Below are 15,327 nucleotides of genomic sequence, written 5' to 3'. Positions count from 1 at the left end.
CGAAAGGATTTGGCTTATGGATAGATATTTACTCCCTCAATTACTACTCAATAAGCCGAATTCTTATAGTGACGCACTATTACAACATCCTCGCTTTGAAAATGACAATTTCAAGCCTGCTGCTGTGCTCGTTCCTCTGGTTAAAAGACCCTCTGGTTTGCATTTAATTTTAACGCAAAGAGCGTCACATTTACGTCACCATCCAAGTCAAATTAGCTTCCCTGGAGGCAAGGTCGAACCCTCTGATTTATCCCTTATTCATACCGCTATTCGTGAAACAAATGAAGAGATAGGCATCCTACCTTCGCAGATTAAACCATTAGTAAAACTTAACACAATACCAACAACATCCGGCTATAAAGTAACCCCTATTGTTGCACTTATTGATGCTAATTACACTACCGCAATCGATTACGGTGAAGTTAGTAGCACATTTGAAGCACCGATTATCCATCTACTTAACCCTAAAAATACGACAAAACACCAAGTTTTTAACAAAAAATACACTTATGAGCTAATTTTTATTCCGTTTGAGAAAAGACTCATTTGGGGAATTACCGCCGAAATCATTCATTCAATGAATCACATTTCAACTTAGAAAAATTACCAGTAACGATAAGTTTTTCTAATGACAAAGCCCTTCCTACTGTGATTGTTATCAATTATTTTCAGTTCTTCATTCATATTTTTTCATTTGTCGATCTGGGTCAAAGTTTTTTTCGTCAAAATAACGACAATAGCGCCGTTCCCAAAATTCCTGTTCTAAGAAAATTAAAGAGTATAATTACTATGCAAACAACAACGACTGCATCGACTGGTGCAAAAAAAGCAAAGTGGACTTATAAAGACTTCACTTGGTGTCTTTCTCTTTTCGGTACTGCAGTAGGTGCTGGTGTTTTATTCCTTCCAATTAAAGCTGGTGCGGGTGGTTTTTGGCCTCTTGTTATTCTTGCTTTAATCGCGGCACCAATGACTTGGTTTGCACACAAAAGTTTGGCTCGTTTTGTTCTTTCTGCAAAGAACCCAGACGCAGATATTACCGATACGGTAGAAGAACATTTTGGTAAAACTGGCGCAAACCTAATCACTTTTGCTTACTTTTTTGCGATTTACCCAATTGTACTTATTTACGGTGTTGGTATTACAAACACAGTAGACTCTTTCATGGTAAACCAACTTGGTATGGAATCTATTCCACGCTGGTTACTGTCTGGTGTGCTTATCACTCTGATGACATGTGGTGTTGTATTTGGTAAAGAACTAATGCTGAAAGCGACATCAGCAATGGTATACCCACTAGTATTCATCCTAATGGCATTATCTATCTACCTAATTCCTGGTTGGAACACTTCAATGGTTTCTGTTGACCCAGATTGGAGCTCAATGCCTTCAGTTGTTTGGTTAGCAATTCCTATCATTGTTTTCTCTTTCAACCACAGCCCTGTGATTAGCCAGTTCTCTAAAGAACAGCGTCGCGTATACGGTGAAGATGCAGTTGCTAAAACTGACATGATCACTGGCGGTGCAGCTATGATGCTAATGAGCTTTGTAATGTTCTTCGTTTTCTCTGTAGTTCTTTCTTTATCTCCAGAGCAACTAGCACAAGCACAAGCACAAAACATCTCAGTTCTTTCTTACCTAGCTAACGTTCACGAATCTCCAATGATTTCTATCATGGGCCCTATCGTTGCATTTGCTGCGATTACTTCAAGCTACTTCGGTCACTTCCTTGGTGCTCATGAAGGCCTTGTAGGTTTAACTAAGTCTCATACAAAAGCACCTATTGCTACTGTTGAGAAAGGGTCTTTAATCTTCATCGTTGTGACAACATGGATCGTTTCTATCGTTAACCCAAGCATCTTGGGCATGATTGAGACAATGGGCGCGCCAATGATTGCCGCTATCCTATTCCTAATGCCTGTATTCGCAATGCGTAAAGTACCAGCAATGGCGAAGTACAAAACTTCAGCACCTGTGCAAATCTTCACAGCATTATGTGGTGTTGCAGCGATTACTTCTGTAATCTACGGCGCTCTTTAATCGTCATTCTATATGCTGATATAGACATCGATTATTCGAAGTAAAAATAATGATAATAAAAGCCCCCTATTAATGGGGGCTTATTCGAGGTAACAACATGATTAGTGTTTTTGATATCTACAAAATTGGAGTTGGTCCATCCAGCTCTCACACTGTTGGTCCAATGAAAGCAGGTAAAGAGTTTATCGACGATTTACGTGGCATGGGCAAACTGCGTGATATCACTAAAATCACTGTTGATGTTTACGGTTCGTTATCACTGACAGGGAAAGGTCACCATACTGATATAGCTATTATTATGGGTCTGGCAGGCAACACGCCAGAACACGTAGATATTGACTCAATTCCAGGCTTTATTGCTCGCGTTGAAGAAACAGAACGACTACCCGTTGGCATGCATTGCCACACAGTCGAATTTCCAAAAGACGGTGGGATGAATTTCCACACTTCTAATCTTTCACTTCACGAAAATGGTATGCAAATCCATGCGTGGATTGATGGTGACGTTGTTTATTCTAAAACTTACTACTCTATCGGTGGTGGTTTTATTGTTGATGAAGAACACTTTGGTAAAGAAGTAGAATCATCAATCAAGGTTCCTTATGCCTTTAATAGCGCAGACGAACTAGTTAGCCTATGTAAAGAACATGGATTATCTATTAGTGCCCTAGTAATGAAGAACGAACATGCAATTCTCGCAGAAGATGAAGTTCGTACTTATTTCGCGAAAATTTGGAAAACCATGCGTGATTGCATGGAAAAAGGCATGAATACTGAAGGGCTTCTTCCTGGACCTCTACGTGTTCCTCGTCGTGCAGCCGCGCTTCGTCAACAGTTGCTTACATCAGAAAAAACATCGACAGATCCAATGGAAGTACTCGATTGGGTTAATATGTTTGCATTCGCTGTAAATGAAGAAAACGCCGCTGGTGGACGTGTTGTTACAGCACCAACAAATGGCGCATGTGGCATCATCCCTGCTGTATTGGCTTATTACGACAAGTTTATCCAAACAGTAACAGAGAAAGATTACATTCGTTATTTCGCAGCATCTGGTGCGATTGGCGGCTTATATAAGCAAAATGCGTCTATCTCTGGTGCAGAAGTTGGTTGTCAGGGTGAAGTAGGCGTTGCTTGTTCAATGGCTGCTGCTGGTCTTGCTGAATTAATGGGTGGAAGCCCTGAGCAGGTTTGTATGGCTGCTGAAATTGGCATGGAGCATAACCTTGGGTTAACGTGTGATCCTGTTGCAGGACAAGTACAAGTTCCTTGTATTGAACGTAATGGTATTGCTTCTGTAAAAGCAATCAACTCAACTCGTATGGCACTTCGTCGTTCGTCTGATCCTCGTGTTTCTTTAGACAAAGTTATCGAAACAATGCTTGAAACAGGCAAGGACATGAACGCAAAATACCGTGAGACTTCTCAAGGTGGTCTAGCGATTAAAGTTATCTGTTAATCAGAAATACTTAAGTTACATTTTAAGGGCGTATATCGCCCTTTTTTATTGCCTCCTTTCTTTTACATACCCTATACTAGCTATATGCAATTAATTGATGAATTAATCATCTACCCTATTAACAAATGAATCAATTACTGTAATAATAACCCTATGCAAATAATTAGTATATTCCTATGATAAATAAGAAAAAACATACGCTTTCCCTAAGAGCACAGCAATTAAGAGCTGAGTGGACAGGTATGGAAAGTGATTACCGCTTTATTTCCCATTCATTCAATTGCGTGAAAATTCATATACATACACCAGATGATGGTATGTATAACCGCTCTATTGGTTGTTTAAAAGAAGGCAGAGAAAAAGCCCTAAAAGAAGCCGTTAAACAAAGAAATAAAGTAGGTAAGGAATTATGGGGAAACTGCTGGAATGCCGTTTTAAATACACCAAGTCTGTTTGAAAGACTGCCACATAATCTTGAACCTGACATTATTACAAAAAAACGCACTCTGCATTCTGGAGAAGTTCGTACCACTGATTATTATATTGTCCGATGGAAAGAGTTGGTCGATGGCGAATATAAGCCCAAAAGCCGTTTATTCTCCCATGGTAACGGAAATGATAAATTAAGTGCTTACAGCAAAGCAAAAAAAGTAATGCTTGAAGTAAACAAAGAATTTTTACCAATTTTGAAAAAAATGGGTCGTTTTAATATTGTTAAAGTTATCTAAATTGCATACAAAAAAAGACGGATTATAATCCGTCATTTTTTATGTATCTACAAGTAACAAGGAAGAGATTACATCCCTCTTTTAGTCGAATTAGACCCTCGTAAATACTCATATTTAAACTCTTTATTTATACCATCACAAACGCCAGTATAAACGCCTCCTTTGGTTCCCAATTCAAACGCGTCTTGACTGCAATACTCTTGTAACCCTGTTTTATATCCAGCTTGATACGCATCATAATTAGATGCTATCAATTCTTTACCATCTAAAAGACCGGTTATTTGTTCTTTCGATTCAAAGTTCCACCCTTTTTCACCTCTTTCTAAACCATAAGTACCCCAGTCACTGTCTTGTGTTGACGTTAGTGGTGCAGTACTTGAACAAGCTGCTAGAAAAAGTGAAACTACAGCAATTAATATCGTTCTCATGTCACTACCCTCTTATTATATATTTATCCAATATTATAAAGTAACTAAATTACATTCCACCAGCCGTTGAATACCTTCCACTGTTGTAATCTTGACGGAAGAACGGATCAGTATTATCACATATACCGTTATACTGCTTCCCAACAACACCTAGCATATAAGCACTTTGATCACAGTACTCTTCCTGCCCTTTATTATAACCGGCAATGTATGCTTGGTAGTTCGCATCACTAACCATCTTACCTTCGGATAATTTAGTCAATTTTGATTCAGATTGAACAATCCACCCTTTCATTGCCCTTTCATAACCAAAGGCATTCCAATCACTGTCTACGTTTGATGTTGGTGGCGGTGTACTTGAACATGCTGCAAGTAATAAAGCAGCGATACTGATTATTAAAATTTTCATTTTGCTGACCCTCTACAAATAACACATTACCTTTTACGTTAAGTGTAGAGGATTAGATCATAAATTCTATTAAATTTGACTCATTAATAGCAAAAGACCAAATAGTAATGTCATTCCTAAGGCTACTTTTCCACCTTCCGCTTCATAAATATGAATAGATAATTCAGCCGTATTGTTGGCTTTCTTTCTTAACGCTACCACCATTGCTAATGGGATGAAAATAGCTAAGAAAACAAGGATTACGCCGGCATAACCAAGCACGGATAGAAACTGATCAGCAGCAAGACCTGCACCTAATAACGGTAGAATAAACGTACTTACATAAGCCACTACTTTATTATGTGAGATCATGTCTTTATTTTGATTGTAAAGTGCCATTGCCACACCAAGAAATGATGTCAGCAACGCTAATGAAGTAAAAACTGAAAGAATTATTTCAATGTATTCATTTTTCGCACTAAAGGTTTGAATTAGATCTGAAATATTAGAAAAGTGAGTCAATTCATCAGCATTTAGGTTCCCAACAACTGCATATAGCCAAACTAAATAACAGATCAGAGGAATAATAGAACCTAAGATAATCATATTTCTTAGCTGTTTACTTGTCGCTTCTTTATTGTAAGCAACAAGTGATGGGATGACTGGCATTGAAGCAAAACTAGTAAACAAGATAGTACTTGTATTAAATAACATTCCTGTATCTGTATTCGTTACCTGCATTAAATTATCTGATGAGATACCAGGAACTAAGATCACTAAGGTAATCGCAAGCATTGAAACCATAAACAAAAACAAAACACGATTTAGTTTATCAATAATTTGAGTTCCGCAGACAACAAATACACTCGCTATTAATGTGAAACCAATTTGTGCCGTTTCTATACTCATCTCAATAGCAAACATTGAGAATATACGCTTAATTAAGTCAGCCGCACCTAAAATATAGGCAATCAACATACAAATAAGCAGCAAATAAAATAAGGCATTCGTAATAATCTGCCCACCTTTACCCAGTGTTCTATTTGCAACGGTATTAATACCAAATGCTAACTCAGTTTTTGAACACGCCTCTGTAAGTAATAGTGCTGAATACGTTGTTCCTGCACAAATAACCAACATTAACAAAGTGCTATAAAATAATCCAAATTGCGCCAATACCATTGGAATAGCTAGCATTCCAGCGCCAAGAGCAGTACCTGAAAGGATTAATGCACTGCCAAATAATTTAAAATTCATCGTGTATTCTTATTTCATGAAAATAATTACTCATAAAGAGTAAAAGTATGCACCCTACCTGTAACATAGGGCACAAGTGTATTCGCTTTAGAATAGGTTACTAAATAATTTGAGAAACCAATAAAAAAGTACCAAAAACAAAAGAGAAAATAAGCATTGCTGCCCCCCCTTCTGCGACATAACTTCTGTCTTGATTTTCTATTTGTCTTAGCTTAACAACCATAGCTAGAGGAACAAAAACGGCTAGGAACACTAAGATAATACCTGCATAGCTTAATACAGATAAAAACTGATCTGCTGCGAAAACGGCACCCAATAAAGGTAGGATAAAGCTAATAACGTAAGTCACTACTTTATTTTGTTTAAACGTGTCTTCATTTTGAGTAAACAAAGCCATCGCCACACCTAAGAAAGACGTTAATAATGCAAGACCAGTAAAACTAGAAAGTACTGCATTAATAAATGCATGATCAGCACTAAATACTGAAATCAGTTCTGACACATTAGAGAAGTGCGTAATTTGCTCAGGGGTTAAGTTACCAACCACCGCATATAGCCACACTAGATAACAAACTAAAGGAATAGAAGAACCAACAATAACCATGTTTCTCAACTGCTTAGGTGTTGCTTCATGGTTATAAGAAACTAATGAAGGAATAACAACCATAAAACCAAAGCTAGTAAAAATAATCGCACTGGTTTGTATCAGTTCTGATGGGTTTGAGTTTGATACTTGAGTTAAGTTATCTAATGAAATTCCTGGAACCAAGAAGACAAGCGTAAGTAAAAGCATCAACAACATGATGGCAAATAAAACGCGATTAATCTTATCAATCACTGCCGTTCCCGAGGCAACGATCACCCCTGCAATTAATGTGAATGCTATTTGGCTTTGTACTAGAGATAAATCAAAACCAATATTACGTAATAATTTATTCAATAGATCCCCTGCCCCAAGGATATAAGCCATTAAGAGACAGATCAGTAAAGCATACAGCAAACCGTTAGTAACTAGCTGTCCTCCTTTACCTAAACTTTTACGAGCGATGGTATTCATTCCTAAACCACCACCCACATTAATACTTGCTTCTAATAGTAATAAGGCAGCATATGTTGTACCAATAAAGATAAGCAACATTAGCGCAGTTCCCCACAGCAGGCCAAATTGAGCCAAAACCATAGGGATTGCAAGCATACCAGCACCCAGTGCGGTACCTGAAATAATAAGAGAGCTGCCGATTAATTTTAAATTCATAATTGTTCCTTCGTTTTTATTCGAGTTTGAACTTTAGTTCTAGTTTATTTTTAGTTTTAGCTTTTCAAATTCAACACGCGCAAAAATACACCACAAATGAGGGTAAACGGTTGAAGTTAGAGCTGATTAATTACGAATAAAAACGGAGGAATCGAAAATACGAGAGGAAGCGAAACGCAAGAAACTGAGCAGAAAGGAAGCGTGAAGAAGTTATTGCTGTCGATGCAGAGCAGATAGCGTGTGGTGAACCTTCTGTAGGCTCCAATAATGGGCCTGATGTTAATTGAAAAATCATGTGTACATCCTAATTAGTCACATTCCATTTAATAAAACGCCAGTAAGTCCTTTACTGACCGAACTACCAATACGATAGCTCGATCCATTCTATATAATGAAGCTTTCAATGCAACCCTTTAGACGATAAGTTTTTCTCTATTTCTATTATTTATCATTTCAAATACTTAACATGTGCTTCCATCTCTTCGCCAATCTCTTTACGCATATTCATCAATCGGATGGCTGATTCGCGTAAATGAATATCTTCTTTGGTTTGAGGGATCCACTCAGGTACTTCTGTTGGTTTACCATGTTCATCAACGGCAACCATAATGACAATACAGTGAGTCGTTAATCTATTTTCTAACTCTTTTGGATCACTGGCTTGCACATCAATAGCAATGTGCATTGATGATTTCCCGGTATAAATAACCTTACCCGTCACCTCAACAAGATTACCGACATGAATAGGCTGAACAAATCGAATACCACCAGCATAAGCGGTAATACAATATTTACCACTCCATCCAGCAGAGCACGCATAGGCCGCTAAATCGACCCATTTCATTACCGCACCACCGTGAACTTTACCACCAAAGTTCACATCTCCTGGTTCTGCAAGAAAACGTAGTGTCACTTCGCGCTTATTCTTTCCCATTCTTACTTCCTTTTAATCTGTATTATCATTTTTCTAATAATGTAACGAGCAATAAAATTAACCGACTTTTTTATATTGTTTTTCTAGTTCACTCACGCCTAAACCACTGCGTTTGGTGACTTTTATTTGGACTGGAATACGTTCTTTCATCGCTTCGATGTGGCTTATCACACCAATCATTTTTCCTGAGGCGTTTAAGTTATCTAACGCATCAAGCGCCATGTCTAACGTTTCACTGTCTAGCGTACCAAAACCTTCATCTAAGAACAGTGAATCAATGCTTGTTTTGTGACTCACTAAATCAGAAAGCGCCAAAGCGAGAGCTAAACTAACAAGGAAGCTCTCACCGCCTGATAAGGTTTTAGTATCACGAACCACATCACCCTGCCATGTATCGACAACTTGAAGTTCTAAACCATCGCTGGCTTTACGTTTAAGTTCATAGCGACCATGTAAGCGAGTAAGCTGCTTATTGGCTAAATAGACAAGATTCTCTAGCGTTAATCCTTGAGCAAATCTACGGAATTTATCGCCCTTTTGCGAGCCAATTAATGAATGCAGATATTGAATATCATCATACTCAGATTGATACGCTTCAATCGCTTCAAATAAGGCTTTTTGATTGGTTTTACGCTCACCATCTGAACGTAATGCTTGGGCTATTTCACCTTCGCGCTTCACTAATGTTTCGGATTGAGATTTCACTTGAGCTAATTCAGCCTCAACCGTTTCTTTTGGCATTAATTGCCATTCTGCCGCTTTTGGTTCTTGGTGGTGTTGTTCTTTGATTTGCAGTGCACTCTCTAGCAAAGCGCCAGTTCGCTCAATCGCTTGTTGTATTTCAGTTTTTAAGCTGAGTAGCTGTTGACGATCTTCTTCTGAAATCAATGCCGATTGGAATAACCCAAGCGTTTCAAACGGGCTTTGCACTAAAGCTTCTTTCCATAAATCAGAACGATCTATCGATAGCTTTTCACTGCTTACATGACTCTCTTTAAGGCTATTTAGCTTGCCCTTTAAAGTCGCAAGATCTTGTATCAATGTTTGTGATTTTTGTTCTTCCGCTTGATAATTTTTCTCTGATACCGTCAGTTTTTCAGCCATGAGAGTACGCGCTGTTCTGATCTCTTGTGTACCAAATAACTCAACTCGTTTTTGCTGGTGTTGTTCCAACTCACTCGCCAATCTTTGCACTTCAGTTTGAGACACTTGCTGTTGGGAGTTTAGCTCTTCTAACTGTTCTGCTAGATGAACCTGGTCACTTTGTACTTGTTGCTGCTGCTGAAGCAAAGCTTGACGATTTTCAACTTGCTGCTGAATTTGCTGTAAATCTTGTTCTTTTTGCACAAACCAAGATTGAATTTGAGTAAACTCTGGGGCAGTAAACCCTGTTTGCTCAATCTCTGTGGTTAACTGTTGATTCAATTCTGTTTGATGTTGTTGTAACTGTACTAATTTTTGATTGTCATCTTGCAGTTGCTGAGTTGCAGCTTGGTGTGATTGACGATCGTAATTAAGATCTTTAGTTAACGTATCAAGACGATGCTGAACTTGTTGTAATTGAGTTTGTTGAGCTCGGCGCTTTTCATCTGCTTGGCGTAATTGTTTTATCTGCCCATTTAAAGTAAGTAACGACGCTTCACATTCAGTAATAAATTGAGCAATACCATTGGTATCCCCCAACGCTAAAGTGAGTTGCGTTACTTCCATTAATGATGACCATTGTTGCTTGGTTATTTTTGCCGTTTGCTGCCATTGAGTTAATTGCGTTTGGGTGTGTTCTTGTTTTACTTTTAATGAATCTAGCTTCTCACGCACCAATTGACCTTGCTCTACAATCTCAACTCGCTTTTGTTCTGCCTCTTTTTTACGCTGTATCGTTACATTAATATCTAATGTTTGCGCTTTTTCTAATAACGGATGATGCGTTGAACCACACAACGGACAATCATGATCTTTTTCTAATAGAGCACGATACTTAACCAAATCACCTTCTTGCTCAATTAGCGTCGTTAAATCTAAGATTTGTTGATCTTGCTGCTTACACGCAATAACAAGATCAGCACGCTGAGCTTCTAATTTTAGAATCGCTTCACTTTGCGCTTTTTGAGCTTCGCTTAACGTCTGTTGCTCTTTTTTAGCACGTAAAAACTCATTATTAGTATGATTCAACTCTACACGGTAATGATGACGAGTATTAAGTGCATTGATTTGCTCTGTTAACTCCGTTTCAGTGCCATTTTCTTGTTGCTGTTTAAATACGAGTTCAGCGTTTTTCGTTGCTTCTGTTTCATTATTTAATGTGCTTTGAACTTGTGTTAATTCCGCTTCTTTTTGATTTACGCTCTCAAGTAAGGTTGCGACTATTTTATTAGCTTGCTCAACTTTATTAACTAAAGATGCAGTTTCTTTATCTTGCTGTAAAATATAACTAACTTGAGTCTTCCATTGACCTAAATAACGCTCTAAATTTAAATCTGATTGATGTGTGTCTACGTAGCTATTTAGTACTGCTAATTTAGAGGTTAACTCTGTTAATGACGCCTCTAATCGTTGTTGTTTATTACTGCCATCTTGAAGACGAGTATTCACTTGCGTGAGCTGTTGCTGCTTTTCTTGCGATTGTTGAGTTAACTGTGCAATCGCAGTATCTAGCGGTTGCACTGAATCATTAATCAATACTTCTAACGATTTACTCTCAACCTTAACGCTATCAAATTGTTGTTTTAATTGCGTAACAGTTAGCTCAATTGCTTCTTTCTCAGTAGACGTTTTCTGATGTAATTGCTCCGTCAGTGTTAGTTCTTTAGCCAACTCTTCAAAGCGAGTTTGTGCTTCTTGCCATAATTGATACGGTGCACGCAGTTTTTCAGCAGGTTCACTTTGCGCTAAGCGATGTAATTGTTCGCTGGCTTGTTTTTCTTTATCTAATGCTAATTGATTATTATCAACCGCTTGCTGCCACTGCTGTTGATTTTTCGCATCTGCAATCCACCACTCAACATGCGCTTGCCAATTTGAAAGTTGAGCTTGTTGCTGTTTTTGGTTCGTTTGCAGTTCAGCTTGCTCGTCGATTAAGGCTTGCTTATCTTCTTCAGAAAGCAGCTCAACCCCTTCTGCTTTCGCTTTAAGCTCTGCTAATTTCTGCTTTGATGCGGTGTAATGCTCATGCACTTTTTCAGAGATCTGACCGTAAATCTCAGTGCCTGTCAGCTCTTCTAATAAACCGGCCCGATCATTCGCATCCGCATTTAAAAACGCTGCAAATTGACCTTGAGAAAGCATCATGGATTTTGTAAATCGAGAGAAATCTAATCCTGTAATTGAGTTGATTAGCTCATCTTTCTTTTTAACTTGCGTTGCTAATACTTTTTCAGAATCCACTTCTGCAAGCTCAACGGTGGCTGATTGTAAATTGCCATCCACTTTGCCACGAGAACGACGTTGACTCCAAAATGCACGATACGCTTTGCCTTTCACTTCAAACTCGACTTCCGCCGAACACTCCGCTGTACCACGCGTCATGATCTCATTGCTTGATGTTGAGATACCACCCAGTCGAGGGGTCTTATGATAAAGCGCCAAACAGATCGCATCTAAAATCGTCGTTTTACCTGCACCTGTTGGGCCTGTAATCGCAAACAATCCGTTTTCAGCAAAAGGCGACGCTGAGAAATCAATTTTCCACTCACCTTTTAATGAGTTTAAATTTGAAAAACTTAGGCTTAAAATTCTCATGCATCACCTTCTTGTAAATCGGTATCTTTATGTTCTACTTCTGACAAAATCTGTTTAAATTTGGTTGTCATTCTTTCTGCGCGTTGCTGCTCTTTTTCTGTTTCAAACGTCTCTTGCTCTATCCGCTTGGTAAACACATCAAACGGCGTTAATTCCGCTAACGTTTCTGTTTTTTCTTGTGCTAGGGTTTGTTCACTGCGGTTTCTCGCACGGCGCAGTTGCAACACTTCAACGTTAAGATCTTGAGTTAGTGCTTGAATGCGTTGTTGTAGATCGGATAAGTAATCTTGTACTTCCACTTCAATACAGAGCCAAGTCGTTTCCTCGCACTCTTTGAATTGTGCTAACTCTTGTTCAATCGTTTCTAAATCGCCTTTTAATGCTTTCATTTGTTGAAACATAGGCACATTAATTTGAGAGATTTGAGTTACGCTTGCTTTATCAAACTCCACCATCACCACTTGTTTTTGAGATTTTAACTCATCAAAACTTAATGGGATTGGTGAACCTGAATAACGAATATGATCAGATTTAGCCACAAGTTGAGGTCGGTGAATATGACCCAACGCGATGTAATCTACAGGCGGGAAACCATCGGCAGCAAACCCATCCAATGTGCCAATGTAGATATCACGAACTGAATCTGATTGTTTAACGCCTAATGCCGTTAAATGACCCGTAGCAATAATCGGAACATCAAGATCTAACTCAGATCTTAACTCTAGCGCTTTTTGATACAGTTGATGATAGTGTTGCTTGATCGCTTCGCCGAGTGCTTGTTGCTTCTCTACCCCCGTTGAGCCCGCCACACTAGTGACAACGTCACGTGGCCGTATAAACGGAACCGCACATAAAATAGCACCGACAGAACCGTCACTGTTTGGAAGTGTTAATAATTGAGTCGATAAATCATCATTAGTATTCGCAATTACTCGTGCGTTTAAATGTGCTAACAGTTGTTTTGATTCATTGAGTGTCGACACAGAATCATGATTACCACCAAGCACGATCAATTCGCAGTTTACTTTGTTCATCTCCACCACAAATTGGTTATACATTTCACGCGCGTAACTTGGTGGCGCGCCCGTATCAAACACATCTCCTGCAATGATCACCGCATTAATGGCATTTTCTTGAACTTGTTCAAGTAGCCAGCTAATGAATTTTTGATGCTCATTACGGCGACTTTTAGTAAAGAAGTTTTGACCTAGGTGCCAATCAGAAGTATGTAAAATACGCATATATATCAACTTGTTTGATGGATAGAGAAGACGATACCCCTTTTATACCATCTGGGAGAGAAACTATGTACTTTTATAAGCGTTTAAACTTAAAACTATTAGCAGGTGTTGACCTTACTTCATGCTGTTATACTTTATTTAATAAACGTCGATTCCATCGATAACCACAACATGAGTATCTAATTTGCCATCTCCTGAAAGCCTAACGTTTACCACCATCAATATGTTCAACTTTGTTGAGCCGCCTAATGCGTATTACGATTTTGAAAATATACTAACTCAAGATGAATGGCTGAAAAAACAGGGCTGGTTTAAGGATAAGATCACGGCATTAAACTCTGATGTGATTGGGTTTCAAGAAGTCTTTAGTCCAAGCGCTTTAGAGGCTTTAGTTAACGAACTTGGCTATTCATATTTTGCTACTGTCGATGAGCCAAAATCTGAAGATGGCTATGTTTTCAACTCCCCTGTTGTTGCCTTTGCTTCGCGTTATCCAATTCTAAATGCTCAACCAGTGATTGCAGAACCAGAACAATTAAAACGTTTTGGGATTGAATTTGAATTTAATCGTGTGCCTGTCCATGCCTCTATTGAACTGCCTCATCTTGGTATTACTGACTGTTATGTGGTGCATTTCAAGTCTCAGCGTCCTAAAGAGCCAGAAGAGAATAACGAAACGGATAAAGTAAACAGCTCTCCTCTTCATCAACTTCATGATGAACAGTTAGGCTCTTGGCTTTCGACTGTTCAGCGTGGACTAGAAGCGAATATCTTACATAATCATATAATTCAACAACGTAAAGAATCAAACCAACCCGTGATTATGATGGGTGATTTTAATAAGCCTTTGTTTCATGATGAATTTAAAGGACTACTGTCTCATGAGTTACGGTTTGATAAATTTAGTACTGATTATTTAACTCGATTTCAGCTTAAAGACAGTTGGGATATTTACTGTGGGTTAAAGGGCGCAGATTTATTGGAAGAGCGAGTAAGTACCCATTATTACGGAGCAAAAGGCTCGGTATTGGATTACATCTTGTTATCTAACGAATTTGATAGCTCATTTTCGGGCAATATTTTAGAAGTTGTTGATTACACAGTAACAGACCAGCACATTGTGAATCCAAGATTCGAGATTGACCAATTCAGTACCGATCATGCTTTGGTTTCTATTACTGCACGTATACGACAGGCGTAAAAAAGGCGTCTGATAATAGACGCCTTCTAATTATTGGCTTAAAACCACATTTGATTACTGACCGCGGTAAGTACAACCCGCCGTACAGGTTTCTTTAATTTCAATTTTGCTTAGCAATGGAAGTGTTGGTTTCACTTCGTTCCAAATCCACTTAGCTAATACTTCACTTGTTGGGTTTTCTAACCCTTCAATGTCGTTTAAGTAATAGTGATCAAGGCGATCATACGTTGGTTTAAATGCGGCTTTAATTTCAGAGAAATCAATTACCCAACCCGTATGTTGGTCTACTTCACCTTCAACATACAAACGAACTAAAAAAGAGTGACCATGAAGACGACCGCATTTATGACCTTCTGGTACATGTGGTAAATGGTGTGCTGCTTCAAACATGAAGTCTTTATATAGTTCAGTTGTCATTAGTTAAAATCTCTATTACCTATATTATGAAGCAGGGATAGTACTCTACTTCCCTACTAAACAACAAGACTCACAACCAGTAAGTTCCCTATAAGCGTGTAATATTGGTGGTTTTTTCGGCTAATTCATGCCGAAAATTGATTCTAATCCGGAATTTTTATCTTTATCGCATAACAACACTTGAAGCTATTAATAAGAAAGGTAATATGTCTTTCTGAAATAAAAAATATTCGTGCACGTA

Annotated in this window: 13 protein-coding genes; 5 read left to right on the top strand and 8 right to left on the bottom strand. The window is 38.4% G+C overall.

The genetic code is table 11. The features are described from left to right. Nucleotides 1-16 precede the first annotated feature (16 nt). The 4 genes from A6E06_RS04095 (at nt 17) to A6E06_RS04080 (ending at nt 4,227) form a co-directional block, all read left to right on the top strand. On the top strand, nt 17-598 hold the full coding sequence (locus tag A6E06_RS04095) for a CoA pyrophosphatase (RefSeq protein ID WP_065591761.1): 582 nt from the start codon (nt 17-19) through the stop codon (nt 596-598). A gap of 191 nt (nt 599-789) precedes the next feature. Then, nucleotides 790-2,040: an aromatic amino acid transport family protein gene (locus A6E06_RS04090; RefSeq protein ID WP_065591760.1), complete on the top strand. Its 1,251-nt coding sequence runs from the start codon at nt 790-792 to the stop codon at nt 2,038-2,040. A gap of 97 nt (nt 2,041-2,137) precedes the next feature. Beyond that, nucleotides 2,138-3,499, top strand: a complete 1,362-nt coding sequence (locus tag A6E06_RS04085) for an L-serine ammonia-lyase (protein WP_065591759.1) — start codon at nt 2,138-2,140, stop codon at nt 3,497-3,499. Between the two features lie 176 nt (nt 3,500-3,675). After that, nucleotides 3,676-4,227, top strand: coding sequence for a hypothetical protein (locus tag A6E06_RS04080; RefSeq protein ID WP_141676880.1), 552 nt, complete (start codon nt 3,676-3,678; stop codon nt 4,225-4,227). 68 nt (nt 4,228-4,295) lie between these two features. Here the strand turns inward: A6E06_RS04080 and A6E06_RS04075 are convergent, their stop codons facing one another. From A6E06_RS04075 to sbcD, 7 genes are all read right to left on the bottom strand, one after another. After that, nucleotides 4,296-4,655, bottom strand: coding sequence for a DUF2799 domain-containing protein (locus A6E06_RS04075; RefSeq protein WP_065591758.1), 360 nt, complete (start codon nt 4,653-4,655; stop codon nt 4,296-4,298). A gap of 49 nt (nt 4,656-4,704) precedes the next feature. Continuing rightward, a complete protein-coding gene (locus A6E06_RS04070) occupies nt 4,705-5,064 on the bottom strand; it encodes a DUF2799 domain-containing protein (protein WP_065591757.1) in 360 nt (119 codons plus the stop codon). 69 nt (nt 5,065-5,133) lie between these two features. Continuing rightward, nucleotides 5,134-6,300, bottom strand: coding sequence for an amino acid permease (locus tag A6E06_RS04065; protein WP_065591756.1), 1,167 nt, complete (start codon nt 6,298-6,300; stop codon nt 5,134-5,136). A 100-nt stretch (nt 6,301-6,400) separates the two neighbouring features. Further along, entirely contained in the window at nt 6,401-7,555 is a 1,155-nt protein-coding gene (locus A6E06_RS04060) for an amino acid permease (protein WP_065591755.1), read from the bottom strand. 448 nt (nt 7,556-8,003) lie between these two features. Further along, on the bottom strand, nt 8,004-8,489 hold the full coding sequence (locus A6E06_RS04055; RefSeq protein WP_065591754.1) for an acyl-CoA thioesterase: 486 nt from the start codon (nt 8,487-8,489) through the stop codon (nt 8,004-8,006). Between the two features lie 57 nt (nt 8,490-8,546). Further along, the gene (locus A6E06_RS04050) at nt 8,547-12,227 is read right to left on the bottom strand and encodes an AAA family ATPase (protein WP_065591753.1); all 3,681 of its coding nucleotides are present in this window, start codon (nt 12,225-12,227) and stop codon (nt 8,547-8,549) included. Next, nucleotides 12,224-13,468 (bottom strand): exonuclease subunit SbcD, encoded by a 1,245-nt coding sequence (sbcD, locus tag A6E06_RS04045; protein ID WP_065591752.1) that lies wholly within the window; start codon nt 13,466-13,468, stop codon nt 12,224-12,226. Before sbcD ends, A6E06_RS04050 begins: the two co-directional genes overlap by 4 nt. A gap of 223 nt (nt 13,469-13,691) precedes the next feature. Between sbcD and A6E06_RS04040 the strand changes: the two genes are divergently transcribed. Next, nucleotides 13,692-14,669: an endonuclease/exonuclease/phosphatase family protein gene (locus A6E06_RS04040; RefSeq protein ID WP_141676886.1), complete on the top strand. Its 978-nt coding sequence runs from the start codon at nt 13,692-13,694 to the stop codon at nt 14,667-14,669. Between the two features lie 54 nt (nt 14,670-14,723). Here the strand turns inward: A6E06_RS04040 and queD are convergent, their stop codons facing one another. Beyond that, the gene (queD, locus tag A6E06_RS04035) at nt 14,724-15,086 is read right to left on the bottom strand and encodes a 6-carboxytetrahydropterin synthase QueD (protein WP_065591750.1); all 363 of its coding nucleotides are present in this window, start codon (nt 15,084-15,086) and stop codon (nt 14,724-14,726) included. Nucleotides 15,087-15,327 lie beyond the last annotated feature (241 nt).

The organism is Aliivibrio sp. 1S175 (genome assembly GCF_001690985.1).
GTDB lineage: Bacteria > Pseudomonadota > Gammaproteobacteria > Enterobacterales > Vibrionaceae > Aliivibrio.
Note: the sequence above shows the minus strand (reverse complement) of the source record. Positions and strands in the feature narration are given on the sequence as shown.